This is a genomic window from Sphingomonas larreae (assembly GCF_051400595.1).
GTDB lineage: Bacteria > Pseudomonadota > Alphaproteobacteria > Sphingomonadales > Sphingomonadaceae > Sphingomonas.
The window spans coordinates 60,774-85,053 of the sequence record NZ_JBLFFI010000002.1; the positions used below are offsets into that span (position 1 = coordinate 60,774).

Genomic DNA, 24,280 nt, shown 5'->3' on the forward strand with positions numbered 1-24,280 from the left:
TTGTCAGGCGGTCAGCTCGGCGCAGGCATAGCAGTTGATCTCGGCGCCAAGCGCCACTTCGACGATCTTCGGAGTCTTCCAGGCCATGACAATCTCCAGCTTGCGGGGTGTCCGCTGTTGAATAAAGGCTGGTTGTGCAGTCTTTTACAAGCCCATTATCACGCGTTTGCGACGATGCGAGGCGGCCGCCGGCTTCGCCGGAGGGCGGCGGTGTTCAGGCGCGCGGTCAAAGCGAGCGCTTCTATGTTCCTTGCTAGCGAAATGCGGCATCGATCGACATGAACGATCGATCGGTTCGGCGATCCCCGAGCGACTCCGAGTGACCGCTCGGGGGTCAGGACACTCGGATGTAATCGATAAACGCACGGAGCGGCGGAGGTACAAGGCGGCGGCTCGGATGGTAGAGGAAGGGCCCGGGGAAGGACTGCCACCAATCTTTCAGGACTGGTTCCAGCGCGCCGCTTTGCAGATGCGGCCGCAGCCAGTGCTCGAACAGGTGGATGACGCCGGCACCGGATAGGGCGGCGTCCACGCCGAGGTCCATCGCGCCGCCGACGCCGACGATCAGCCGCGCCCGTGGCTCGACGCGCACCACCTCGCCGCCGTGCTCGAACTCCCAAGGCGAAGTCAGCCGACCGCTCGCGAAGCGCCCGAGAATGCAGGGATGATCGAGCAGATCACGGGGGTGTTCAGGGCGGCCATGGCGGTCAAGGAGCGCGGGCGCGGCAGCGGTGGCGAAGTGCTGCACCCGCGGCCCGATCGGCACCGCGATCATGTCCTGCTCTAAGCGCTCGTCGTACCGGATGCCGGCGTCGCAGCCTGAGGCGAGCACGTCGACGAACCCGTCTTCCGCGACGATCTCCACGCGGACATTCGGATGGGCGGCGAGGAAGCCCGGCAGGATCGTGGGCAGCACGAGTCGCGCCGCGCTGACGGGCACGTTGAGCCGCAGTGTGCCGCTCACGCCGTCGCGAAGCTCGTCAACCGTGGTCAGCGCCGCCGCTACCTCCCTCAGCGCCGGTGCGAGCCGCTCCATCAGGCGCGCACCGGCCTCGGTCGGCGTCACGCTTCGGGTAGTACGATGGAGCAGGCGGACGCCGAGTGAAGCCTCAAGCCGGCGTACCGCCTCGCTGAGGGTGGACGCGCTCGCCCCAGCGGTGCGCGCTGCCTCGCGGAACCCGCGCGCCCGCGCCACGGCCAGAAAGGCGTTCAGGTCGGCAAGATCGACGTTCATTGTTCGGTATCCCGCACGGCCCGTGCAGATCTTGGCCGATTATCAGCATGATCGGCAATGACTAGCTTGAATTTGAAGGAGACAGACCCATGCAGACGATCGACAAGGCCGGCACCTTTCCCATCGGGAACCGCGAGGTGCGGCGGATGGGCTATGGCGCGATGCAGCTCGCCGGGCCGCACGTGTTCGGCCCGCCGAAAGATCGCGATGCCGCTCTTGCCGTGCTGCGCGAGGCGGTAGCGGCGGGCGTCAACCACATTGATACGAGCGACTTCTATGGTCCTCACGTCGTCAATCAGCTGATCCGCGAGGCTCTAACGCCTTACCCCAACGATCTGGTGATCGTGACCAAAGTTGGTGCAGTACGCGGTGAAGACGCGTCTTGGAACCGCGCCGCCTCGCCCGACGAGCTGCGGCGCGCGGTCGAGGACAATCTCAGCAACCTCGGCGTTGATGCACTGGAAGTGGTTAACTTTCGCGCCATGCTCGGCGGCGGCAATCACGGACCGATCGAAGGTTCGATCGCAGCTCCCTTCGAGGTGCTCGCCCGCCTGCGAGAGCAGGGGATGATCCGTCATCTCGGGATCAGCAATGTGACCGCGGCGCAGGTGGCCGAGGCTCGGAGCATCGCTCCTGTGGTTTGCGTGCAGAACCAATACAATCTCGCCCACCGTGCTGACGACGCGCTAATCGATGCGTTGGCGGACGATGGCATCGCCTATGTACCGTTTTTCCCGCTGGGAGGCTTCAACTCGCTCCAGTCGTCGCTGCTGGATGAGGTCGCCAGCGCGCTCAGCGCTACGCCGATGCAGGTAGCGCTTGCCTGGCTGCTGCGTCGTTCGTCCAACATCCTGCTGATTCCCGGCACCTCATCGGTTGGCCACCTCCACGAGAACCTGGCGGCGGCCTCACTCGACTTGCCGGAGGAAGCGCTGGCGGTACTGGACGGGATGGGGCGCTAGCCCGCGGCGGCCTTTTCTGTCCCATCAGCGCTCGCAGGAACTCGATCGCGCGACGATGTCCCGGTCCATACGCGCGGCTTTTTGCCGGTTAAGGGCCGACGTCGCGCGGCAAGCCGGTAATGTTCACCGCCGATGCCGATGGCACTTGACGTGAGCGTTAGAGTTGTAAGGTGGAAAGCGGCGCCGACATGCCGGGACACAACGCTGCATACGCAACACGTCAGGCATTGCAGCGACGCCGCCGATTACCTGAAACCGGACCAGCGTAACGAGCCGATCTGGACGCCTGGTGACCGACCGGCTTATCCTAGCCGTTCAACCAGTCAGCTGCGATCCTGCCTCGGTGCCCTTCCGGCGCGAGTGCCACGCGGAGAGCCTCCAGTAAAGGCGGCAGCGCCTGGGTGAAAGCGTAGGGCGGATTGATGATGAAGAGGCCTGCGCCGTTAAACGATCCAGGCTGATCGACATCATACAACCAATGCTCCACAGACAAAAATTTCGGAATGCCGAGCTTACGAAGATTGTCCTTCCATCGCTGATGCATTGCGCGGTCCTTCAGCGGATACCAGATCACCGTCACACCATGCGCCCATTTGCGGTGCGCCGCGGCGAGGGTGGCGGTGATGCGTGCGCGTTCGTCCGTCTGCTCATATGGTGGATCCACCACTACTACGCCGCGACCGGTGCGGGTCGGAAGCATCGCCAGCCAGAGCTCATGGCCGTCGCGCTCATGCACGGCAGCACTCGTGCCCCGCATCACGCCGCGGAGGGCCCTCGCATCCTCGGGATGCTTCTCATTGAGGATCAGCATGTCCTGCGGGCGCAGAAGGTGAGACAGGAACTGCGGGGAGCCGGGATAGAGACGCGGCTCCGCGCCGTCATTCACCGCCCGTATGATCGCACGATAGTCGTCCAATACAGTATTGTGGTCGGCAAAGGCTCGCAGCACGCCCTGAGCGGCTTCGCCAGTGCGTTGGGCCTGTTCGCCGCCGAGATCGTAGAGCCCGCAGCCGGCATGAGTATCGATCAGGGTCAACGCACCCTGTTTCTGCTGCAAAGCCCGGACAAGCGCGATCAACAAGCTATGCTTCACGACATCGGCGCTGTTGCCGGCATGAAAAGAGTGGCGGTAATTCACTGAAGCTCAGAACTCTGACGATTGGATAATTCTTCAAACCGGCCCGGTGCGATCCCGGCGACAGACCAGTCGCCTATCGACCAGCGGACCAGCCGCAGGCAAGGCAAACCGACGGACGCGGTCATGCGGCGCACTTGCCGGTTGCGCCCTTCGCGGATGGTGATCCTCAGCCAATTGTCCGGGATGGTCTTTCGCTGGCGGATCGGCGGATCGCGTGGCCATAGGTCTGGCGCCTCGATGCGATCCACGACCGCAGGCAGGGTCATGCCATCGTTAAGCCGGACGCCCTGCCGCAAGCGATCCAGCTCCAACTCCTGCGGGTCGCCTTCGACCTGCACCAGGTATGTTTTCGGCAGCTTGAAGCGCGGATCGGCGATCCGCGCCTGCAGCCGGCCATCATCGCACAACAGCAACAACCCCTCGCTGTCCCGATCGAGCCTCCCGGCGGGGTAGACGCCCTTCACCTGGATGAAGTCCGACAATGTCGACCGAGCCATCGGGGATCCGCGGTCGGTGAATTGTGATAAGACCCCGAAGGGTTTGTTGAACAGGAGCAGCCGGGTCATCCCGAGCTCATATCGCTTGAAAGCGATCGTGTCCTCAGGTGCATGTCGACGCAGATGGGCTGCGGCCCCATGCCGCCCGCGAGCCATCAACACGTGAGTGAGGTCTGGCGCCGCGGTTCGGCAACCGTGTCGATATTCTCATCGGCAAGGGGCGGGCGGACGCGCGGACATCTTTCGCCGCACGCCAGACGACGGCCGAACAGGCGTTCGTCTACGCTGGCTATCGCTTCGGCGACGATCCGGCGATCGTGTCGGTTGCCGGGCGCGGTGCGGTATCACGGGATGAGAATGGCGCGCCGCTGCCGGCGGTGAAGTCGACCGTGCGGCAGCGCGCGCGCAATCCCAAGGGCCATTTCCTGATGATCGAGTGCGACATGCACACCAGCAATCCCGACAAGGGCCTCCGGCAGAGATCGAGGTCGCGCTTGGTCATTCTGGATCAGAGTTTCCGGCGGGTTTGATGATCGCGCAGGATGGCGATAACGCCCCGCGCGCGCAGAATTTCAAGCTGGTGGATGGGCGCGCTATAAGCAAACGGCTTGGGTCTGATCTGCCGTAGCCTTGAAGGGTGATGCGCAGCGCGTCTTCGAGCGGCGTGGACGGCACCGGGCCGAGGAACCGGCGCAGCTTGTCATCCACCAATCGCAACGGTCGCTGCCAGAGATAGATCATCTCCCGCATCTCGCGCGCCGTCTCGTGAAACGGCGCTAGGGCATGCACGAAGAGCCAGGGGAAGCGGTAGATCGGCGCGCCCGGGCTGCCTGCGGCCAGCCGGATCGCCTCCGCGAACGCCCGATTGTCGTCCACCCAGGTGCCGCCGAACTGGAAGCAATCGAAGTCGGCCAGCTCGTCGCGCCGCTCCAGCAGCCGCACCATGGTCTCGGCGAGATCGGGCAGATACGCCCACGCATGCCCGACACCGGCGCGCGCCGGGTTGAAGACCCGCTTCACCGGGCCGGTGGTCGGCACCATGCCCTGCGCCAGCCAGCTGTTGCCGCATCGCGGACCGTAAAAGTCTCCGGCGCGCACGACGAGCGCCTTCGCACCGCGCGATGATGCCGTTCGCAACCGGCACTCCATTTCAACGCGGATTTTGCCTTTGCGCGTCACCGGATTCTGCGACGCACCTTCGTCCACTGCCTCACCTGCATCCGGGCCGTAATTGTAAACCGTGCCGGGCAGCAGCACGCGTGCGCCGTTCTTCACTGCCGCGGCGATCGTGTGGTCCAGCATCGGCAGGACCAGCCCACCCCAATTGCGATAGCCGGGTGGGTTCACCGCATGGACGATCACGGCCATGCCGTCCGCGGCCCGTTCGACCGAGGTGGGCTCCATCGCGTCCCCTTGTACCCAGTGTAGATCGGGATTGCTGGCCGCCGCGCGCATCGGGTTTCGATGTAGCGCCCGTACGTCCCAGCCGCGCGCGCGCAACACGCGTGCGACCTCGCTGCCGATCCCGCCCGTCGCGCCGAGCACCAGCGCGCTGTTCGAGGCGTCTGTCATATCTGCCCTCCTTCGTTGACGGCAGACAGATGAACCTACGGGGCCTCATCAGAAATTGTGTAAAGGTGCAGGGCTGCTATACATTGCCGCATGGATATAGCTGGCCCGGGCTGGGAGTTGTGGCGCACTTTCGACGCGGTGATGCGCGAAGGTAGCCTGTCGAGCGCCGCCCGCGCGCTCGGGCTGACCCAACCGACCGCCGGCCGGCATATCGCCGAACTCGAGGCGACACTGGCCGCCGGCGCGCTGTTCACACGGTCGCCTCGCGGACTCCAGCCGACGGAGACGGCTCGAGCGCTTGCCCCGCACGCCGAGGCCATGGCCGCAGCGGCCACCGCCCTTGTCCGCACCGCCTCCGCCCCGACCAAAGCGGCGGCCGGGATCGTCCGCATCAGCGTGAGCGAAGTCATCGGCGCCGAGGTGCTGCCGCCGATCCTGGCCGCGCTGCACGGCACCCATCCTGGCCTGACGCTCGAACTGGTGCTGACCAACAGCGCTTCCGACCTGCTGCGTCGCGAGGCCGATCTCGCGATCCGCATGACGCAGCCCCGGCAACAAGCGCTTGTTGCGCGATCGACCGGTCGCATCCGGCTCGGCCTCTACGCCCATCGCGATTATCTCGCACGCTATGCGCCCATCGTTCGTGCCGCCGATCTCGCCGATCACGCGCTGATCGGGTTCGACCGGGATGCGGCATCCCTGCGCGCGCTGGAAGCGGCGTGGCCCGATCTGCCCGGTTTCGCGCTACGCACCGACAATCAGATCGCGCAGGTCGCCGCGGTGCGCGCGGGCTTCGGTATCGGCGTGGTGCAGGATCCGATCGCGCTGCACGACCCGGCGCTAATGAAGGTGCTGCGCGACACCTTCGTCGCGCATCTGCCGGTGTGGATCGTGATGCACGAAGACCTGCGATCGACCCGTCGCATGCGAATCGTATTTGATGCTTTGGTCGACGGCATGACGGCACATGCCAACCTCTGTCCAACGTAGCAGCCCGCCCGACGTTCGGCCGTTCCACCGGCGCAAGCTGGCTGCCGGAAGCGGATGCTCGTTGATCGAACATCTCATTCGTAACGAGGTGTCCGGCCCGACATTGGTGATCGGCGCGACATGAACGATCGGCGTGCGGCATGAAGCAGCGCCGCCAGCCCGATCGCCGATGTAGCGGCTCCGGCGAGTGCCACCGCCGGATAGCCGAGCCCGGCAGCGATGACGCCGCCGCCGAGTGCCGCGCCGAAGGCGTTGCCGAGGTTGAACGCGCCGATGTTGACGGCCGAGGCGAGGTTCGGCGCGTCGGCCGCCGCGGTCATCACGCGCACCTGCAATGGCGGCACCAGCGCGAAGCTTGCCACGCCCCACAGGAAGATGAGCATGACACTGGCGCCGGCATGCGACATCAGCGCGGCATAGGCAACCAGGATGGCGGATAGTGCGGCAAGCGTGACGATCAGCGTGCGGTCAACCGAGCGGTCGGCGAAGCGGCCGCCCAGCCAGTTGCCCGCCGTCAGTCCCAGGCCATAGGTCACCAGCATCGCCGTGACGAAGCCGAGCGAGGCATGCGTCTCTTCACGCAGGATCGGCGCGATATAGGTGAACACCGTGAACATCGCGCTCGATCCGAGCACGGTCAGCGCCAGCGCGCCGAGAACCGCGCGCTTTGTCAGCACCCGCAGTTCGGCGGTTGCACTGCCCCCGTCAGGAGCAGGAAGCGGTGGCAGCGTCAGCCGCAGCGCTCCCATGATGATGACGCCCCATCCGGCGATGCCCCAGAAGGAGGCGCGCCAGCCGAGATGCTCACCCCCCCAGGTCGCCAACGGCACACCGACCACATTGGCGATCGTCAGCCCCATGAACATCGCGGCTACCGCGCTCGCCCGCCGCTCCGGCGCCACGAGGCTCGCGGCGACGATCGAGCCGACCCCGAAGAAGGCGCCGTGGTTGAAGGCGGTGAGCACGCGCGCGGCGAGCAGCATCGCATAGCTGTCCGACACCGCCGCCAACAGGTTGCCTGCGGTGAAGATGGCGGCGAGTGCAATCAGCAGCGCCCTCCGGGGGACGCGCCCGGTGGTTAGCGTCATCAGCGGAGCGCCGATCACCACGCCCAGCGCATAGGCGCTGATGAGCAGCCCGGCGGCGGGAATCGAGACATGGAGGTCGCTGGCGATCACGGGAAGCAATCCCATCGGCGCAAACTCGGTCACGCCAATGCCGAACGCGCCAATCGAAAGGGCCAGCAGGCCGGCGTTGAGCGTCATCGTCTTGTCCTCACACCAACGCCGGATCGAGGCGGGCGAAGCCCTCCTGCTGGCGATAGGGCGTATGGGGGTAAGGTGGGAGCACGTCGCTCGCCGCATCGAGCGCGGCGACCTGTTGCGGCGTCAGCGCCCAACCGACCGCGCCAAGGTTCTGCCGCAGCTGCTCTTCGTTGCGGGCGCCGATGATCACCGACGACACGGTAGGGCGCTGCAGCAGCCAGTTGATCGCGACCTGTGGTACGCTCTTCCCCGTTTCCCGGGCCACCGCCTCCAGCATGTCGAGGACGCGATAGAGGTGCTCCGTCTCGACCGGCGGCGCGAACTGCTCGGTCTCGTGCAGGCGGCTGCCGTGCGGCACCGGGCGGTTGCGCCCGATCTTGCCAGTCAACCGCCCCCAGCCAAGCGGGCTCCACACGAGCGCACCGACGCCCTGATCGGCCGCCAACGGCATCAGGTCCGCCTCATAGGCGCGGCCGATCAGCGAATAATAGACCTGATGCGCGACGAGGCGCGGCCAACCGTGGCGCTCCGCCAAACCCTGCGCCTTCATCAGCTGCCAGCCTGGATAGTTGGACACGCCGGCATAGCGGACCTTGCCCGCTGCGATCAGTGACGCGAGCGTCGCCATCACCTCCTCCGTTGGCGTCGAAGCGTCGAAGGCGTGCAGCTGCAGCAGGTCGATACGATCGGTGCCGAGCCGGCGCAGCGAATCCTCGACCGCACGGACCAGCCGCGCGCGCGATGCACCCCAATCCTGCGGTCCGTCGCCCATCGGCAGACCGGTTTTGGTCGAGATCAAGACGTTGTCGCGCCGTCCCTGGATCGCTTGGCCCAGGATCTCCTCAGACGCTCCGCCGGAATAAACGTCGGCGGTGTCGAAGAGCGTCACGCCTGCGTCGAGGCAGATGTCGATCAGCCGCCGGGCCTCTGCCGCATCGCTTTGCCCCCAGGCGCTGAACAGCGGGCCTCGTCCGCCGAAGGTGCCGGTGCCGAAGCTCAGCGCCGGTACGCGCAAGCCCGAACGTCCAAGTTGGCGATAGTCCATCATCCATCCTCGATCACAAGTCTCCGCGCATAGATGGACCGCTGCCGCATGAGGCAGTAGCGATCATCAACGCGGAGGATCTTTGCGATGGATGCAAAGCTGAACGGGGGTACGGACCGGGCTCGGGCGCTGGCGCTGTTCGCGGCGGTGGTGGAGCAAGGCAGCTTTTCGGCCGCCGGCCGTGTGCTCGATATGAGCCCTTCGGCGGTCGCGCGCGCGATCGACCGGATCGAGGCACGGCTGGGCGTGCGCCTGCTGCTACGCTCCACCCGCGCGCTGTCGCTGACGGCGGAGGGGCAGACCTATCTTCAGACCGCGCGCCGCATCCTCGCCGACCTGAACGATGCCGAGCAGCAGATTGCCGACCAGGGTAGCCCGCGCGGCAGGCTGCGCGTCAGCGCCGCGCTGTCACATGGGCGTTTGTGCGTGGTGCCCCTCTTGGGCGAGTTCGTCAGGACCTATCCCGACATCCTCGTCGACATCGCTTTGACGGACACGCTGGTCGACATCGCCGCAGGTCAGGCCGATGTTGCGGTGCGCTTCGGCCCGCTACCGGACAGCACGCTGACCGCGCGCAAGCTCGGTGAGACCCGGCGCATGATCGTCGCCTCGCCTGATTACCTAAGGCGAAACGGCACGCCGGAAGTGCCTGAGGATCTTCATCGGCATAATTGCCTGAACTTCAATTTCCGCCGGGCCGAGCCGGTGTGGCCGTTCCGTCGCGAAGGCCACGATTACACCCTATCGGTGAGGGGAAGCATCGAAGCCAACAACGGAGAGACGCTCGGGCAGCTTGCTGCCGAAGGAGTGGGGATCGCGCGCGTTGGAGCGTTTAGCGTGTCGGATGAGATCGCCGCGGGCCGGTTGATCCCTATACTCGAGGCGTTCAATCCTGGCGACGTCGAGCAGATCCATGCCGTCTTTGTCGGCGGCGGGAACACGCCTGCGCGCGTTCGTGTCTTCGTCGACTTCCTGGCGTCTCACCTGCGTTGACCCGCCATCGGTGGATCACGCGGTTCGCGCGTCCTGTTTTCTGCCGTTGGTTCATTTGCCGTGCGTGGCGCGCCTACGACCCTGACCGGCTGACCTCGCGACCGAGAGCCAGCACGACGCGACGTCGACGCGCTTGTGCCAAGACCTTCCGTGCTACCGCGCTATGATCGCCGGCAGGCGCGCGATCTCGGGTTTGGCGTACCAGAAGCCCTGGTGGAAGCGGATGCCGAGCTCGCGCAACGCACGCGCCTCATCCGCCGTTTCGATCCCCTCCGCGATAAGGAGAGTGTCGAGCTCTTCGCACATGCTTACGACCGACCGCACGATGGCGCGGCGACGAAGGTCCGTGTCGATATTCCGGATCAGGCTCATATCCAGCTTGACCTCATCCGGCGCGAAGCGCGCGAACATCTCCAGACCCGAATGACCAGCGCCGAAATCGTCGATCGCGACGGTGAAGCCGACGCTCTTGTACGTCTCGATGATGCTGTTGACGTGCTGGGGCGAGCCCATCTCTTCGTTTTCGGTGAACTCGAAGATCAGCCGTTCCCGCGGCAGACCGACTTTCTCTGCGGTGCGGAGCGTCAGCTGGATGCACGCGAGCGGTGAATAGACCGCGTTCGGGAGGAAGTTGATGGAGAGGCGCGCATCGATGTCGAGCAGTCCGGCGCTTAGCGCGCCCTCGATCGCCATGACGCGACAGGACTGATCGAACGCGTAGCGATTGGTCTCATTCACGCGTGACAGGACCGAGAGAGCGCCTGAACCGTCCACGCCGCGGATCAGCGCTTCATAGGCGAAGGGCCGTCCGAGTTCCACGTCGACGATGGGCTGGTACGCCATCGTGAACGGTACGTCGAAGTCGACGCCATCGCGGCAGCCAGAGCAGATTTTGCGCATTTCCATGCGGCGTAGCTAAAGGTACATCCTTAAAACAGCCTGAAACCAACGCCTTGATCTCGCCTCTCCGAGTTCGGGGCGGTGCTTCGGCGCGCCGGCACGTCTTGTCCTTGATACCGACCGTTCGACGCCCTGCTCGCTCAGCTGGATGGCATCGCGGCGGTCGAGCCGAGCGCACGCAGGGTGGATGAACATCAAGCGGTGCGGGTCCGGGTCAGCTCAAGCGGCAGCATCCCCTTTGCTGTCAGGCGGCATCGTGCGGACTTGGGCAAAGAGCAACTTTTACTGGCACTTAGCTGCGCGCCTCGCGTTTCCCGAGCCACAAACCCAGAGGTGATGTGTGGTCCAGCTCGGTGAGGTCCTCAAGGCCATCGGCCCAAACGCGTCGATCGTGTTCGCCGCCTGGATCTTCATGGGATTCCTGCAGCAGCGCTATGACAGTGCGATCGACCGCTACCGCGAAGCAGTCGGCGACTATCGCACCAACGAGCACGACGAGCGCCGCGCGGGCAATCTCAAGGACCAGATCCTCACCTACCAGCACCGGTGCCGCCACATGGGCAATGCCACTCTCCTCGGGTTGGTCGCGGCGATCCTGTTGATCGGCTCACTGATGTTCGGCGCCGCTGACGTCCTCATGCCCCGGCAGCCCCTCATCGCTGCTGGTGGTGTGGTAACATCGATGGTCGGCTTCGCGCTGGTGATCCTGGCCGCATGCTTCGTCATCGCAGAAGGCAGGATCGTCCGCCGGCAGCTCGACGACGAACTCCGCGACGTGCCCGACCTCGCCCGGGAAGCGAGGCACCGGGTCGAGGGCGCTTGAGTGCGAACCCTTGGGGGTGTTTCGTCCCGGCAAGATGTCCTGGCTTTGCGTCACCTGGGTCGGTGCGGGGCGAGGGCGGGTGACAGCCGTCACCCGCCGCGCTCACGCCGTCTTGTACGCGCGTCCGGACTGGATCAGGCGCTGGCGCGCGGTGTTGCCGGGCACCGCGATATGGGTCGCCGGGTCGAACTCCTGCCCCACGCCGGGGCTGTCGTCCGGCACCCATAGCTCGACCACCGTGTTGGAGTAGCTGGCGGGAAGATAGCGGACCCAATAGCCGTCGGGATGATGGCTCCAGCGCCGGCTCGGCACGTCGAGGCTGCCCTTGCCAGCGGGCGCCGCGCCGGCGAGCACCGCGACGCGCTCCAAGTCGCCGAAGCTGGTGCCGGGCGTGATCAGCATCCGGCGCAGGTCCGCCTCCGCCTGCATCGCCTGCCGGATCTCGCGCGGCAGATTGTCCGCGATCGGCCCCTGCGACACGATATCGAGCACGGAGCGGTTGAGCGCAGCGAGCAGCCGCGGCGGCAGCAGTTGCGCGGCGATCGCCTTGTGCTCGGTGGTGAGATCCTCGAGCTTCGCGCGCGCGACGATTGCCCACAGCAACGTTTGGATGTCGTGCTGGTCGATTTCCGGGTGCTGGACGGAGTTGCGCACGATCGTGATGACGGCGTCGCGCGCCGAACCGAGCGGCGGTGCGTAGAGGTACCCATCACCCCCGCCCGGACCGTATGTGCCGGCGTGGAGGCAATAGCTCTGATCATGGAAACTGTAATAGCCGGGCCGGAGGACGAAGCCGCCGGCGGGCGTGCGCTGGAGCTCGGTCAATGCGCGCTTGGCCGTAGGCGGGGTGAAATCGTCGCGGCTCGGGTCCGCCCAGCGCGCGTCGGCCAGGCTGGTCGAGATCGGCTCCTTGCGCAGGCTTGGCAGGTTGATCCCGCCGGGCACCAGCTTCTTCAGCATGCCGAACTGGCCGGTCGCCGGCACCGCGAGCGTGGCGACCAGCGAGGCGGCCACGGTCCCGAGCAGAAAAGCTCGCATTCTCAGATTCTCCCCCGATAAATCCTGCGGGTCGTTACGCGGGCGCAGCGCGGAAGAAAAGATGGGCTGCTGTGCATGCGCGCTTGCCACGGTAGGCAGCGGAGAGGCACGGCGATGCGATTGACAGCCGCGACAGATCATGGCTGATTTAGAGAATGGGGAATGCGATCTCCCCACGAGGCGTCAGCTAGAGAATCGCGTCCAGCACGAATAAGTTAGGGACGCGCCATGCCTGCCACCAACGCGATTTCCTCGGACAAGCTCGCCCGTCTCATCGCGCTGCCCACCGCGCCGCGGATCATCGATCTGCGCGAGGCGGCGGCGCAGACGATCCCCGGAGCGACCAGGCCATTGCAGCGCGAACCAGCGCAATGGGACCTCGCCCGCGGACAAAGCGTCATCGTCTTCGACGCGAAAGGGGACGGCCCCGCCGTGGCCGCGGCGGCGATCCTGCGGAGCGACGGCATAGCGGCGGAGGTGCTCGACGGCGGTTTCGCCGCCTGGATGGCATCGGGCGGGCCGACCGTGTCGCTCACCCTTTTTCCGCCGCGCCATGCGGACGGGCGCACCTGGTGGGTCACCCGTGCGCGGCCGAAGGTCGATCGCGTCGCCTGTCCGTGGTTGATCCGCCGCTTCGTCGACCCGGACGCGCGCTTCCTCTTCGTCGCGCCGGCGGAGGTGCTGCCGGTGGCCGAGCGAGAGGACGCCGAGCCGTTCGACGTCGCCGGCGACGGTGTGTTCTGGAGCCACCGCGGCGATCGCTGCACCTTCGACGTCATGGTCGAGGCATTCGGGCTCGGCGATCACGCGCCGCTCGTCCGCCTTGCCGCGGTAGTGCGGGGGGCGGACACCGATCGGCTCGACCTCGCACCGGAGGCGGCCGGCCTGCTCGCCATCTCGCTTGGCCTGTCGCGCACCTATGGCGACGACCATGAGCAGCTCGAGGCCGGGATGGCCATCTACGACGCGCTGTACCGCTGGGCGCGGGACGCGCATGCCGAGCGACACGATTGGTCTTCGCATCAGCCCTCGCGCGGGCGGGTGTCGGCATGACCGCGCCGGTGATCGGGCGAGCGGCATCGGTGCGTCCCGAACCGGTAACGCTGGCGCAGGCATCATGGGTATGGCTGCGCATCGCGCTCCTGTCGTTCGGCGGGCCCGCCGGTCAGATCGCGGTCATGCACCGCATCCTCGTCGACGAGAAACGCTGGATTGGCGAGCAGCGCTTCCTGCACGCGCTCAACTACTGCATGCTCCTGCCCGGACCCGAGGCACAGCAGCTCGCCACATATATCGGGTGGCTGCTGCACCGGACATGGGGCGGCATCGTTGCGGGGGTGCTATTCGTGATCCCCGGCGCGGTCGCGATCATGTCGCTGAGCTGGATCTACGTGCTGTACGGCCGCGTGGGTATCGTCGCGGCGCTGTTCTTCGGGCTCAAGGCCGCAGTGCTGGCGGTCGTGCTCCAGGCGGTCGTTCGGATCGGGGGGCGGGCGCTGCGGTCGCGGCCCGCCCGTTTCCTCGCCGCGCTGGCGTTCGTGCTCATCTTCTTTGCCGGCGCACCGTTCCCGGTCATCGTCGCCGGGGCGGGCCTGATCGGCTGGTGGTCGGCGAAGCGCGGCAGCACGGCCTTCCGTGGCGGCGGTCACCACGCCGCCGGGGGCGCGACAATAGCCGACGCCGATACGCTGCTCGGCGAGGACCTGCCGCCGCACGCCCGCCCGACCCGGGCGCAGACCCTCCGGACGACGCTTGTGTGGGTGGCGCTGTGGCTGGTGCCGATCGCGGTGCTGCTGATCGCGCTCGGGCAGGATGATGTGTTCAGCCGCATCGCCACCTTCTTCTCCGCCATGGCCGTGGTGACCTTCGGCGGTGCCTATGCGGTGCTCGCCTATGTCGCGCAGCAGGCCGTCGAAAGCTATGGCTGGCTTCGTCCGAACGAGATGCTCGACGGCCTCGGCATGGCGGAGACCACGCCAGGTCCGCTCATCATGGTGCTGCAGTTCGTCGGTTTCCTCGCCGCCTATCGCGATCCCGGAGCGCTGTCGCCGCTCGTCGCGGGCACCTTGGGCGGTCTGCTCGCGACCTGGGTCACGTTCGTGCCCTGCTTCCTGTGGATATTCCTGGGCGCGCCGTTCATCGAGCGGCTGCGTGGCAACGTCGCCGCCGCAGCGGCCTTATCGGCGATCACCGCGGCGGTCGTAGGCGTTGTCCTGAACTTGGCAATATGGTTCGCTCTGCACACGCTGTTCCGGCGCACCGCGCTGGTCGCGGTCGGACCGATCCGCTTCGACGCGCCGGTGCTGACCAGCATCGATCCCGCCGCGGTCGTCCTCTCCCTGGGCGCGGGCTATGCGATCTTCATGATGCGGGCCGGCGTGATCACAACCCTGCTCGCTACCTCGGCGGCCGGGCTGGGGCTCTATGCGCTGGGAGCCATCGGGTGAGGGGACCGCCCACCCGGCCAGCCTAGCCGTGCTCAGCTTCGCCGATATTGCGCGCGCACGATCCCGGCGGCGTCGCGAAGATGCTCGCTCGGGCCGTTGCCGAAGATACCGAAGCCCAGTCCTTCATCCGCCCAGGTCCACCCCGTCACCCCGCTTTCCTCGCGCGGCTTCAGGCGATCGGTGCCCTCGACCTCCATCGGGCGGACATAGACCCCGATCCAGCGCTGCGCACCGTCCTGATACAGATACAGCCCGGCCGGGCCATGCTCGGTCGCGACCAGTCGTCCGCCGACCAGCCGCAACCCCGCGGCGCGGAGATCAGGCGCCTTCACCGGGCGCGCGAGCCGCTGCGAGAACCAGCGATCGAGCGCAGCCTGCTGCGTCGCGGCGATCTCCACCGGTCGCGTGCGGTCGCCGACATAAACCGCGTAGCTCGAGGCGGCCTCGCGTGCGAGCGCGGCGGTGCCGGCGCGCGGCGGCGCGGCCCACCCCCGCAATGTCCAGCCCCCCGCCGCGCCGACCAGCATCAACGCCGCCACGCCAGCGGCGACCAGCCCGGACCCCGCAGTGCGGTCACGCCGCGCCCGGTCGACGCGCAAGCGCAGGTCGAGCCGCGGCGGCACCGGCTCGTCCGCGACCGGCGCGAAGGCGTGGCGCAGCTCTTCGGCCTGTGTGCGGTAGGCGGCAACGCGCGCGGCGGCGTCGGGATGCGCGCGCAGCCACGCGGCCACGAGGGCGGCGCGCTCGGGCGCGAGCCGGTCGTCGACCAGCGCATGGAGATCGGCCTCGGTCACGGGTGCCTCGGTCACGGCACGATCCTCAGCGCCGGCCGACTTGCCACCTCGCCCTCCATCATCCGGCGCAGCCGCTCGCGCGCGCGCGACAGCCGCGACATCACTGTACCCAGCGGCACGTCGAGCACCGCCGCGGCCTCGGCATAGCTCAGTTCCTCCACCGCCACGAGTAACAGCACGCTGCGCTGCTCGTCCGGCAGCGCGGCGACCAGCGCGAGCATGTCCCGCCGTTCCACCGCCTGCTCCTGCAGCGGCGGTGCGGCCAGCCGGGCCTCGGGCACGGCCTCGATCGGGTCGCTCGCGCCCTGCCGGGCGCGCCGCCGCAGCCGGTCGAGCGCGAGATTGTGCAGGATCGCGAACAGCCAGGAGCGCAAGCTGCCGCCGTCGCGGCGCCCACCCCACGCCTGGATCGCGCGCTCCAGCACGTCCTGCACCAGATCGTCGGCGTCGTCGCGGTGGCGCAGCATCGCTCGGGCATAGCGGCGCAGCGCCGGCACGAGCGGCTGCACCAGCACGATCATGTCCTCGCTCGCCGGCATCAGGGTTTCCATGGGTGATGGGACGTCCGCAGCGCGAAGTTATTCCCACACAGGCCCGGAGGCGACAGCGAAAAAGCGCGCGGCGTGGAATAAACCGCCGCACGCCACGTCCACCCCAGCAGCAGTCACCTGGGATCGACCGGCCGATGTTCTCCCGTCACCGTGCCAACACCGCCGCCGCCGCGCTGATCGGTGCGCTCATCCTCCTGCTGGTCGGCGGGTTCGCCTGGGCCGCCGGCTGGATCGGCGCGCGCCGGATCAACGGCGGCGACGTCACCCGCGCGCTCGAATACAACAACCACGGTGCCGCGCCGGGGTACCGCCGCGCGCATGCCAAGGGGCTGTGTTTTACGGGCGACTTCCGCGCCAACGGAGCGGGCAGGGCGATCTCTGCGGCGAGCGCGTTCGCGCCGGGGGAGTATCCGGTGACCGGCCGGTTCTCGGTCGCCGGCGGCAATCCGCTCGCAAGTGATGGCCGCAACGTATTCCACTCGATGGCGCTGGTGCTGCGCACGCCGGATGGCGCGGAATGGCGGATGGCGCTGGACCATACGCCGATCTTCCCGGTGGCGGATGTGGCCTCGTTCATCGCGCTCCAGCGCGCGAGCCGGCCCGACCCGCACACGGGCAAACCCGATCCCGCCGTCATGGCGTCGTTCGTCGCGGCGCATCCCGAGGTCAAGGCCTTCCAAGACGAGCTCGCGCGCGCGGTGCTGCCCAACAGCTTCGCCAACGCGACTTATTACAGCATCAACGCGTTCCGCTTCACCGCACCGGACGGCACGGCACGCGCGGTGCGCTGGCAATTCGAGCCGGAGGCGCCGCTTGCCGGGCTCGACAAGAAGCACCTCGATCGGCTCGGCCGCGACTATCTCTTCCGCGAGATGATCGCGCGGACCGCAGCCGGGCCGTCGCGCTGGCAGCTCCGCCTGGTGGTGGCCAATCCGGGTGACGTCACCGACAAGGCGACGGTGGCCTGGCGCGGCCCGCACCGCACGATCACGGCGGGTATGCTGACGATCAGCGCGGTTCAGCCCGAGCAAAGCGGGGCATGCCGCGACCTCAACTTCGATCCGACCATCCTGCCGCGCGGCATCGCGGTGTCGGACGATCCGCTGCTCGCGGCGCGGTCCAAGGCCTATTCCTCCTCGTTCACGCGGCGCGCGCTGGAGGGACCGCACCCCAGCGCCGCGGGTGCGGATTTCGCGGAGCGCGCACGATGAGCCGCGCCTCGCCCGACTTCGCGCTGCCGCTGCGGCTGCTCCACTGGTTGATGGCGGCGCTGGTGCTGCTGATGCTCTTCATCGGCGTCGGCATGGTGTCCACAACGGGGCCGGCCTACCTCACCCTGCTGTCGCTGCATCGGCCGGTCGGGATCGCGATCCTCGTGCTGGTGCTGGTGCGATGGCCGCTGCGGCTCGCCACCGGCGCACCGCCGCTCCCGGCCGACCTGCCGCGCTGGCAGCAGCGCGCCGCCTGGGCGTCGCACGTGCTGTTGTACCTCGCGCTGGTCGGCATGCCGCTGATCGGCTGGGGCATGTTGTCCGCAGGCGGCTATCCGGTGGTGCTGACGCAAGAGCTCACGCTGCCCGCGATCCTGCCGCACCAGCTCGCGCTCTACGCGGTGTTGCGAACGGCGCACACGATCGTGGCGCTGTTGTTCTTCGCGCTGATCCTGCTCCATCTCGCAGCGGCGCTGATGCACGGGCTGATCCGCCGCGACGGCGTGTTGCGCAGCATGACGTTGGGCCATCATCGCAACGATCAACCCCCGCCGATGGCTGACGCCGTCGCGCTTTCCCATCACTGACGAGGACAGAAAAATGCACGATACCATGACCGGCGCGCTGATCGTGCGCGAGACCGGGCGCCACTTCGACGTTGCCGGTGCGCACCTCGTGTGGAAGGCGCGCGCGGAGGAGACCGGCGGCGCCTTCTGCCTGTTCGAGCAGACGCTGTCGCCGGGCGAGAGCGTGCCCCCGCACCGGCATGGCTATACCGAGGTGTTCTATGTGCTGGCCGGGACGCTCCGGTTCGAGGATGCCACCGGAACGCCGCACCACTGCGGGGCAGGCCAGACCGTGATCGCCGCGCCCGAGGTGGCGCACAGCTTCTACAACGACGGCGACGAACCGGTGCGCTTGCTGAGCATCGCACCCGCCGCGCACCAGAACTTCTTCGACGCGGTGGAAGCGGCCGATCGCGCGGCGCCGTTCGCCGCCATGTCGCCGGCCGAGGCGATGATGCGTGTCGGCAAGATCGGCGCGGCGACCGACACGCGCTTCGAACCCGCGCCAGCTGCCGGCTGATCGTGGTCGGGCCGGCGCAGCAACCAGCGCGAGCGGCCGGCCCCAGCGGCGGACGGGCCATCACCGGTGATCTAGCTCAGCGCCGGCCGATCTTCCCGTCCGCCCACCGCAAAAAGGACGCCATGTTCGGGGCGTCCGTGTGGCCGCCCTGGTGCTGCCGCCAGGCGAGTTCACCCTCAAGCAGGTCTGTCGCTGGCGGCGGCATAAGCGCGGTCCGGTAATCATTGCCGCGACCGAGATCGCGCTTGCCGAGCAGCTGCCATGCTCGCCCGGCCGCGACCGTCGCCATGTAGCTGCCCTGCTGGTCGAGCCATTCGGCATCGCCCTCGACCGGTATGCCGTAGCTCACGAAGGCCAGCCGCGGGGCAACCAGCGCCAGTAGCTCGTGCGCGTCGACGGGTATATCGGCGGCGGTCTTGCGGCCCGGGCGACCCTTCTCGGTGCCGTATCGGAGAAAGTTGCCGGCCATCCAGTGGTGGCTTCCCGCCCCTGTGAGATTCTCTACCTGCTCGCCGAAGTTGCGGCGGTGTGGCTTGACGCCGCCTTCACCGGACGAGCCGATCAGGACCATCGCGAAGCGCTCGTCGAAGGCGGCGGCGACGAGGGCGGCTTTGCCCCAGCGCGATACGCCTTCCACGCCGACGTGCGCCGCATCAACCTCGCGCCGCGTCGTCAGATAATCCAGCAGTCGGCTCGCGCCCCAGCCCCAGGCGCGCAATGCGCCCCATTGCTCGGGTGTACGGGCGCGGCCCTGATTGACCAGGCCGATGATTCCTTGACGCAGGCCGGCGCCGTCGTCGGCCTGGATGCTCGCCGTATCGAGCAGTGCGACGCCCCAGCCGTCCGCGATCAGCTTGGTGATGCGGTCGTCGCGCGGCGGCGTCGGCGGGAAGCTGCCGGTTTCCACGAAGGCCAAGCCAGGATGCGCGGCAAAGATCGTCGCGAGCGACGGGTCGCGCTGAAGCAGCGTCGCCTTCATTGCCGCATTCAGTCGAGCCGCCTCTTGCGCATCCGGTTGAGAGGGCGCCGGGTACCGTGCCGGCGCAAACATGATGAGCAGAGGGACGGGGCCCTTCGCGTTGGCGGGCAACACGAGCGTGGCCTTCATGTCGACCGCGATGTGCGGCGCCGCTCGATTGTCGACGTGCCCGACCAATTGCTGTGCGAGTACCGGCCGACCAGCGATGAACTCACGGTCGTCGGTGTCGACGCGCCAGGTGGCCGGCGGCACGGCAGCAGGGACGCGGCCGTAGACCTCGCGCTCGAACAGCGCCACCAACTCTGGCCGGCGCTCCCGCTTCCACATCGCCGCGCTCAAGACCGGGCGCCCATCCTCCATCGTCAGCAGATCAGGCCAGACCGGATACGGGTTTGCCTTGGACGGATCGTAATTTGCCGCGTTCGGCGCATCCGGGTCGCCGCTTGCGCCAGGGCGCAGTTGCTCGATGCCCAGCTGCCGCATCATGTCTTGGTGTTCCCGCTCGGCGGGCGTTTGCGCGTCACCTGCGGCGGAGAGGAGCATTGCTGCGAGCGACAAGCCGCCCATCCGCCGACCAAGCAACCGCATCCCGTCCACTCCTGCGGCGCTCGTTCTCGCCGCGTGACAGCGTACCGTCGGATCGTCGCGCCGCAAGCCTGACTGGTGCCGGCCGGAGGCATTCGATCTTACCTGCCATGCCGTGCTCGCACCGGGTGCGGCGGGGCGGTCGACTGATCTCGAACACATTTATGTAAGACAAGCTGACGTCCGGTCGACGCGTTGCTACCGGCCCAGCGCTGTCACAGCGCCATGCCGTCGCTCGGTGTGATGTGCAGGCGCCTGATGTCTTGGCGTGGTGGGGCGCCGAACAGACGGCGATACTCCCGGCTGAACTGCGAAGGGCTCTCGTAGCCGACCGTGAAGCCGGCTGATCCGGCAGACATGCCGCCGACCAGCATCAGGCGTCGCGCCTCCTGCAGCCGCAAGTGTTTCTGATATTCGAGCGGCGTCATGCGCGTGACCGCCTTGAAATGGGCGTGCAATGAAGACGGGCTCATGCCCGCTTCGGAGGCGACCTCGTCGATGCGGATCGGCGCGTCGAAGTCGCGCCGGATGGCTGCGATGGCGCGACTCACCTGGCTCAAGTGGCTGCCCGCTGTCGCCACATGGCGCAGCATCGGGCCGTGTGGACCGTTGATCAAGCGGTAGAGGATCTCGCGCTCGATCAGCGGCGCCAAAGCTTGGATCGTGTCCGGCCGGTCGAGCAGGCGGATGAGGCGGCAGGCGGCGTCGATCAGGTCGGCGTCGTTCGGATAGACGCCCAGCACGGGCAGAGCCGTGCGCTCGACAGGTCCCCCCTGCGTCACCATGAGGTCGGCGAGGATCGCGGGATCAAGGTCGATCTTGCAGCAGAGATATGGCCGCTCAGGGCTTGCATCGATGACATGCCCGACGAGCGGCAAATCGACCGAGACGACCAGATAGTGCGCGGCGTCGTAAATGACGCTGTGCTCGCCCAGCGACACGCGCTTTGACCCTTGGGCGATCAGGCAAAGCGACGCTTCGTACACGGCTGGCGTCGGCGTGCTCGCCTGGTCCGCGCGGATCAATGACACGCGGGGCATCACCGTCGTGCAGATGCCATTGCCCCTGTCGTGACGATCGACGAGGTCAGCGAGTTCAGCGATCCGGTTCATCACCGTCCTCAATCCTCAGCTCGGTCGATTGTGCAAGCTTGCATGACGCCTTTGGAGGATCGTGCAAGACGTCTGGGTTATTGCTCTACCGCCCCGACCCGTCGACCCGCCATCTCCTGTCCCGTCACATCAACCGAAAGGAAGCATCATGACGGGAGCCATCGACAAGGTCGTGCTGATCACCGGCGCCTCGAGCGGGATCGGCGAGGCGAGCGCTCGCGAGCTGGCGGGCGCCGGAGCGAAGCTGTTCATCGGCGCGCGGCGCGGCGAGCGGCTGGGTATCTTGGCGGAGGAACTGGGTGACGCCGTCGCCTGGCGTCAACTTGACGTGACCGACGGCGAGGATTTCGACGCCTTCGTCGCCGCGGCGGAAGCGCAGTTCGGGCGCATCGACGCGCTGGTCAATAATGCCGGGGTCATGCCGCTCTCCCCGCTTGCTGCGGTGAAGCGCGACGAATGGAAGAAGATGTTCGACGTGAACGTCCATGGCGTCCTGAACGGGATTGCCGCAGTGCTTCCGCGGTTCGTCGCCGCGGGAGCGGGACACGTCGTCAATGTCGCATCGGTCGCGGCGCACATGGTGATGCCCACCGCGGCGGTCTATTGCGCCACCAAACATGCGGTGCGTGCGATCACAGAGGGACTGCGGATGGAGCATGACGAGATCCGTTCGACGCTGATATCGCCCGGAGTCGTGGCGACCGAGCTCGGCCACGACATCACCGATGCGAATGTCGCCGCCGCGCTTCAGGGCTGGCGGCGCAAGTCGCTGACCCCGGATGCGATCGCTCGCGCGATCCGCTACGCGATCGAGCAGCCGGCGGGCGTCGACATCAATGAGATCATCGTGCGCCCCGTCGCCGCGGACATGTGACCGGCGAGGGCGCGGAGGTTTCCGCGCCCTTCCGGTTCTTCGCCTCACTAGGCGGCCCTGCCAACCGCGACATCAATGGCGGACGTTCAAGCCTCGTCGGTGGGGACGTCCGCGAAGATCGTCTCGATGACGCAGCGGACGCCGTTCGGCGGAAAGCTCAGCTCCACCGGCGCCTCGAGTTCGGCGGCGAGCGCCCGCTCGATGAGGCGAGAACCGAAGCCTCGGGTCGCGGGCGGGCTGACCGGCGGCCCGCCGCTTTCCTGCCAGATCAATTGCAGTCGCTCCGGCGTGTCGCCGACGATTGACCATTTCACCTCGACCCGGCCGGTGTCGTTCGACAGTGCGCCGTATTTCACGGCATTGGTGCACAGCTCGTGCAGCGCGAGCGCGAGCGAGACGGCGGTGCGCGGCGGCAGCATGACCTCGGGGCCAGCCTTGTCGAAGCGGTCCAGGCTGGTGCCGCAGCCAGGACCTACCACGTTCGCGACGAGCACGGCAATCGACGCGGCGCGCCAATCCTGGCGCACGAGTTGATGATGCGCGGCGGCTACCGCGGCGAGCCGTGCGTCAAAGGCGCGGCGCGCCGCGGGCGACGCCTGGTCACCGCGGAACGTCTGCTGCGCCAGGCTTTGGACCACCGCGAGCGTGTTCTTCACCCGGTGGTTGAGCTCGAGCAGCAGCAATTGTTGCTGTGCCTCCGCGCGCTTCCGCTCGGTGATGTCGAGCGCCGCCGTGGCGAAGCGAGGAGCATCGACCGGACTGCCCGCAATCGGGCTGATGGTGATGGTGAACCACCGCACGCCGCTGGCGTAATCGATCGATCGCTCGAGGCTGGTCGGTGCGCCGCTCACCTGCGCCATCCTCAGCCGCTGGAGAAAAGCCGTCGCCGCCTCGGGTGGTTGGACCTCGCGTACGCTGAGCCCGCTGATGTCCTCACGTCCGTACAACCGCGAGAGCGCGCGGTTGGCGGTGAGGTAGCGTGCGTCGTCGCCACGCACCTCGACGATTGAGGCAAGGAGTCCCTCCGTCTCGAAGAAAGCGCGCAGCGTCGCCTCGCTCTCTCGCAAGCTCTCGGTGACCCGGCGTACCGTCACCAGCTTGTCGAGCTGCCTCGTGCCCCAGAGCGCGAGCGCCACCAGCAGGATAATGGTGAGAGCGGTCGTGAGGGCCAATCGGAAGTCGACCGGAAACAGGCCGGCCTCCGATCCGCGGAGTGCGAACCAGGCGACGCCTGCCGGCACGATCGTCACCACCGATATCAACCAGCGCGCGGCAGTGGCCGCCACGCTTTCTCCGACGAGCAGGCCGAGCCATCCGCCTGTTGGACGGATCGCCAGCACCCCGATCGCGCTCGCGCCCAGCGCCGCGGCGGTCGGCACAGCGACCTGGGTGAAGCCCAGGATGCCGGTAAGCGGCGCGACCGCGAAGAGATGGCTCAACAGCGCGACGGTCACCAGCATGAGCACCGCGGTCACGCAGGCGGTGAGAATGACGCTTGAGCGACGCCCCGGACGGCATGCGAGCAGGATCGCGACCGCGATGAGGAGAAACGACGTCGCGGTCGGCTCCGCCATCCTGCCCGGGAAGGCGTAATACGCTGGCTGGGCGGCGGTCGCGCGTGGAAACAGAAGTCGATCGGTGCCGAGGTCGACCCCAAGAACATGCTGAATGAGCGACTGGATTGCGATCACCGCGACCGACAGGGCGGCCGTCAGCGCCACGCCGTTTTTCCGCGCCGCAGCGCCGAGGATGCCCGCGCCAGACAGGATGGCGCACGCCGCGGTCACGGGCTGCATCGCGCTGCGACCGATAAAGAACTGGGTGAGCGCCGAAGCATTCAACGCCCAGCCGAGCATCACGATAATGCCGATGACGAGCGAGACGGCTGCGCTACACGCTGCGAGAACATGAAGCCGGGAGGCCGACTCGGCCGCGTTCGGCCGCGACGTCGCTGTCGACTTGGTCGTGGACCTTGAAATCGCTCGCCCGGCCAGCTGTTGCCTCCTCCACAGACGTGAGACTATCCGCATCCGATCACCGGTGCCGAGTGCTGCTCGGATCGCCGATCCAACGTAAACGAAGGACACCTACCTCGTGTCCCTGGCCGGCGCTTCATCGTGGAGGGCGCCAATGCGCACCATGAGTTCGTACGGGCGATCGCTGCCGGCAGGCAAATTCTCGTCA

25 protein-coding genes and 1 pseudogene are annotated in these 24,280 nt (G+C 67.3%); 10 read left to right on the forward strand and 16 right to left on the reverse strand.

Annotated elements, in window-relative coordinates; all coding sequences use genetic code 11:
* Positions 1-3: 3 nt before the first annotated feature.
* The 3 genes and pseudogenes from pqqA to ACMGDM_RS08580 form a co-directional block, all read right to left on the reverse strand.
* Entirely contained in the window at positions 4-87 is an 84-nt protein-coding gene (gene pqqA, locus ACMGDM_RS08570) for a pyrroloquinoline quinone precursor peptide PqqA (protein ID WP_436804246.1), read from the reverse strand.
* A gap of 247 nt (positions 88-334) precedes the next feature.
* Complete coding sequence (locus ACMGDM_RS08575; protein WP_436804247.1) at positions 335-1,036, reverse strand: LysR substrate-binding domain-containing protein; 702 nt, start codon at positions 1,034-1,036, stop codon at positions 335-337.
* A gap of 21 nt (positions 1,037-1,057) precedes the next feature.
* Positions 1,058-1,234 (reverse strand): annotated as a pseudogene (locus tag ACMGDM_RS08580) (helix-turn-helix domain-containing protein); the annotation flags it as partial.
* Positions 1,235-1,323: 89 nt separating this feature from the next.
* Here ACMGDM_RS08580 and ACMGDM_RS08585 point away from each other — a divergent pair.
* Complete coding sequence (locus ACMGDM_RS08585) at positions 1,324-2,196, forward strand: aldo/keto reductase family oxidoreductase (RefSeq protein WP_436803720.1); 873 nt, start codon at positions 1,324-1,326, stop codon at positions 2,194-2,196.
* Positions 2,197-2,503: 307 nt separating this feature from the next.
* On the opposite strand, the gene ACMGDM_RS08590 is transcribed toward ACMGDM_RS08585, so the two are convergent.
* The 4 genes from ACMGDM_RS08590 to ACMGDM_RS08605 form a co-directional block, all read right to left on the reverse strand.
* Positions 2,504-3,334 (reverse strand): 23S rRNA (adenine(2030)-N(6))-methyltransferase RlmJ, encoded by an 831-nt coding sequence (locus ACMGDM_RS08590; protein ID WP_436803721.1) that lies wholly within the window; start codon positions 3,332-3,334, stop codon positions 2,504-2,506.
* Positions 3,331-3,900 carry a pseudouridine synthase gene (locus ACMGDM_RS08595; RefSeq protein WP_436803722.1) on the reverse strand — a complete coding sequence of 190 codons (570 nt, stop codon included), beginning with the start codon at positions 3,898-3,900 and terminating at the stop codon, positions 3,331-3,333. Before ACMGDM_RS08595 ends, ACMGDM_RS08590 begins: the two co-directional genes overlap by 4 nt.
* Positions 3,901-4,120: 220 nt before the next feature.
* Entirely contained in the window at positions 4,121-4,333 is a 213-nt protein-coding gene (locus tag ACMGDM_RS08600) for a hypothetical protein (protein WP_436803723.1), read from the reverse strand.
* Complete coding sequence (locus ACMGDM_RS08605; protein ID WP_436803724.1) at positions 4,330-5,403, reverse strand: NAD-dependent epimerase/dehydratase family protein; 1,074 nt, start codon at positions 5,401-5,403, stop codon at positions 4,330-4,332. The genes ACMGDM_RS08600 and ACMGDM_RS08605 overlap by 4 nt, the downstream gene beginning before the upstream one ends.
* A 90-nt stretch (positions 5,404-5,493) precedes the next feature.
* Here ACMGDM_RS08605 and ACMGDM_RS08610 point away from each other — a divergent pair, with 90 nt between their 5' ends.
* Complete coding sequence (locus tag ACMGDM_RS08610; RefSeq protein ID WP_436803725.1) at positions 5,494-6,393, forward strand: LysR family transcriptional regulator; 900 nt, start codon at positions 5,494-5,496, stop codon at positions 6,391-6,393.
* A 74-nt stretch (positions 6,394-6,467) separates the two neighbouring features.
* Here the strand turns inward: ACMGDM_RS08610 and ACMGDM_RS08615 are convergent, their stop codons facing one another.
* Positions 6,468-7,658 carry an MFS transporter gene (locus ACMGDM_RS08615; protein WP_436803726.1) on the reverse strand — a complete coding sequence of 397 codons (1,191 nt, stop codon included), beginning with the start codon at positions 7,656-7,658 and terminating at the stop codon, positions 6,468-6,470.
* 10 nt (positions 7,659-7,668) lie between these two features.
* Positions 7,669-8,703, reverse strand: coding sequence for an aldo/keto reductase (locus ACMGDM_RS08620; RefSeq protein WP_436804248.1), 1,035 nt, complete (start codon positions 8,701-8,703; stop codon positions 7,669-7,671).
* Positions 8,704-8,790: 87 nt separating this feature from the next.
* Here ACMGDM_RS08620 and ACMGDM_RS08625 point away from each other — a divergent pair, with 87 nt between their 5' ends.
* Positions 8,791-9,696, forward strand: coding sequence for a LysR substrate-binding domain-containing protein (locus ACMGDM_RS08625; protein ID WP_436803727.1), 906 nt, complete (start codon positions 8,791-8,793; stop codon positions 9,694-9,696).
* Between the two features lie 153 nt (positions 9,697-9,849).
* On the opposite strand, the gene ACMGDM_RS08630 is transcribed toward ACMGDM_RS08625, so the two are convergent.
* Positions 9,850-10,602, reverse strand: a complete 753-nt coding sequence (locus ACMGDM_RS08630; protein WP_496047872.1) for an EAL domain-containing protein — start codon at positions 10,600-10,602, stop codon at positions 9,850-9,852.
* Positions 10,603-10,936: 334 nt separating this feature from the next.
* Here ACMGDM_RS08630 and ACMGDM_RS08635 point away from each other — a divergent pair, with 334 nt between their 5' ends.
* On the forward strand, positions 10,937-11,419 hold the full coding sequence (locus ACMGDM_RS08635) for a DUF2721 domain-containing protein (protein ID WP_436803728.1): 483 nt from the start codon (positions 10,937-10,939) through the stop codon (positions 11,417-11,419).
* Positions 11,420-11,521: 102 nt separating this feature from the next.
* On the opposite strand, the gene ACMGDM_RS08640 is transcribed toward ACMGDM_RS08635, so the two are convergent.
* Positions 11,522-12,457: a hypothetical protein gene (locus tag ACMGDM_RS08640; protein WP_436803729.1), complete on the reverse strand. Its 936-nt coding sequence runs from the start codon at positions 12,455-12,457 to the stop codon at positions 11,522-11,524.
* A 228-nt stretch (positions 12,458-12,685) separates the two neighbouring features.
* On the opposite strand from ACMGDM_RS08640, the gene ACMGDM_RS08645 reads away from it, so the two are divergent.
* Both ACMGDM_RS08645 and chrA read left to right on the forward strand, forming a co-directional pair.
* On the forward strand, positions 12,686-13,510 hold the full coding sequence (locus ACMGDM_RS08645) for a chromate resistance protein ChrB domain-containing protein (protein ID WP_436803730.1): 825 nt from the start codon (positions 12,686-12,688) through the stop codon (positions 13,508-13,510).
* Entirely contained in the window at positions 13,507-14,904 is a 1,398-nt protein-coding gene (gene chrA / locus ACMGDM_RS08650) for a chromate efflux transporter (protein ID WP_436803731.1), read from the forward strand. Before ACMGDM_RS08645 ends, chrA begins: the two co-directional genes overlap by 4 nt.
* Before the next feature lie 32 nt (positions 14,905-14,936).
* Here the strand turns inward: chrA and ACMGDM_RS08655 are convergent, their stop codons facing one another.
* On the reverse strand, positions 14,937-15,713 hold the full coding sequence (locus tag ACMGDM_RS08655; protein ID WP_436803732.1) for an anti-sigma factor family protein: 777 nt from the start codon (positions 15,711-15,713) through the stop codon (positions 14,937-14,939).
* Positions 15,710-16,249 (reverse strand): RNA polymerase sigma factor, encoded by a 540-nt coding sequence (locus tag ACMGDM_RS08660; protein WP_436803733.1) that lies wholly within the window; start codon positions 16,247-16,249, stop codon positions 15,710-15,712. Before ACMGDM_RS08660 ends, ACMGDM_RS08655 begins: the two co-directional genes overlap by 4 nt.
* Before the next feature lie 134 nt (positions 16,250-16,383).
* Between ACMGDM_RS08660 and ACMGDM_RS08665 the strand changes: the two genes are divergently transcribed.
* From ACMGDM_RS08665 to ACMGDM_RS08675, 3 genes are read left to right on the forward strand one after another with little or no spacing between them, the layout of a single operon-like run.
* The gene (locus ACMGDM_RS08665) at positions 16,384-17,460 is read left to right on the forward strand and encodes a catalase family peroxidase (protein ID WP_436803734.1); all 1,077 of its coding nucleotides are present in this window, start codon (positions 16,384-16,386) and stop codon (positions 17,458-17,460) included.
* Positions 17,457-18,047: a cytochrome b gene (locus ACMGDM_RS08670; protein WP_436803735.1), complete on the forward strand. Its 591-nt coding sequence runs from the start codon at positions 17,457-17,459 to the stop codon at positions 18,045-18,047. The genes ACMGDM_RS08665 and ACMGDM_RS08670 overlap by 4 nt, the downstream gene beginning before the upstream one ends.
* A gap of 13 nt (positions 18,048-18,060) precedes the next feature.
* On the forward strand, positions 18,061-18,546 hold the full coding sequence (locus tag ACMGDM_RS08675; RefSeq protein ID WP_436803736.1) for a cupin domain-containing protein: 486 nt from the start codon (positions 18,061-18,063) through the stop codon (positions 18,544-18,546).
* Positions 18,547-18,622: 76 nt separating this feature from the next.
* On the opposite strand, the gene ACMGDM_RS08680 is transcribed toward ACMGDM_RS08675, so the two are convergent.
* Together ACMGDM_RS08680 and ACMGDM_RS08685 are read right to left on the reverse strand one after the other, a co-directional pair.
* Positions 18,623-20,113: a glucuronyl esterase domain-containing protein gene (locus ACMGDM_RS08680; protein ID WP_436803737.1), complete on the reverse strand. Its 1,491-nt coding sequence runs from the start codon at positions 20,111-20,113 to the stop codon at positions 18,623-18,625.
* 212 nt (positions 20,114-20,325) lie between these two features.
* Positions 20,326-21,222, reverse strand: coding sequence for an AraC family transcriptional regulator (locus ACMGDM_RS08685; RefSeq protein ID WP_436803738.1), 897 nt, complete (start codon positions 21,220-21,222; stop codon positions 20,326-20,328).
* 148 nt (positions 21,223-21,370) lie between these two features.
* Between ACMGDM_RS08685 and ACMGDM_RS08690 the strand changes: the two genes are divergently transcribed.
* Positions 21,371-22,096 (forward strand): SDR family oxidoreductase, encoded by a 726-nt coding sequence (locus tag ACMGDM_RS08690; protein WP_436803739.1) that lies wholly within the window; start codon positions 21,371-21,373, stop codon positions 22,094-22,096.
* Between the two features lie 86 nt (positions 22,097-22,182).
* On the opposite strand, the gene ACMGDM_RS08695 is transcribed toward ACMGDM_RS08690, so the two are convergent.
* Complete coding sequence (locus ACMGDM_RS08695) at positions 22,183-23,952, reverse strand: sensor histidine kinase (RefSeq protein WP_436804250.1); 1,770 nt, start codon at positions 23,950-23,952, stop codon at positions 22,183-22,185.
* Positions 23,953-24,280: the final 328 nt, after the last annotated feature.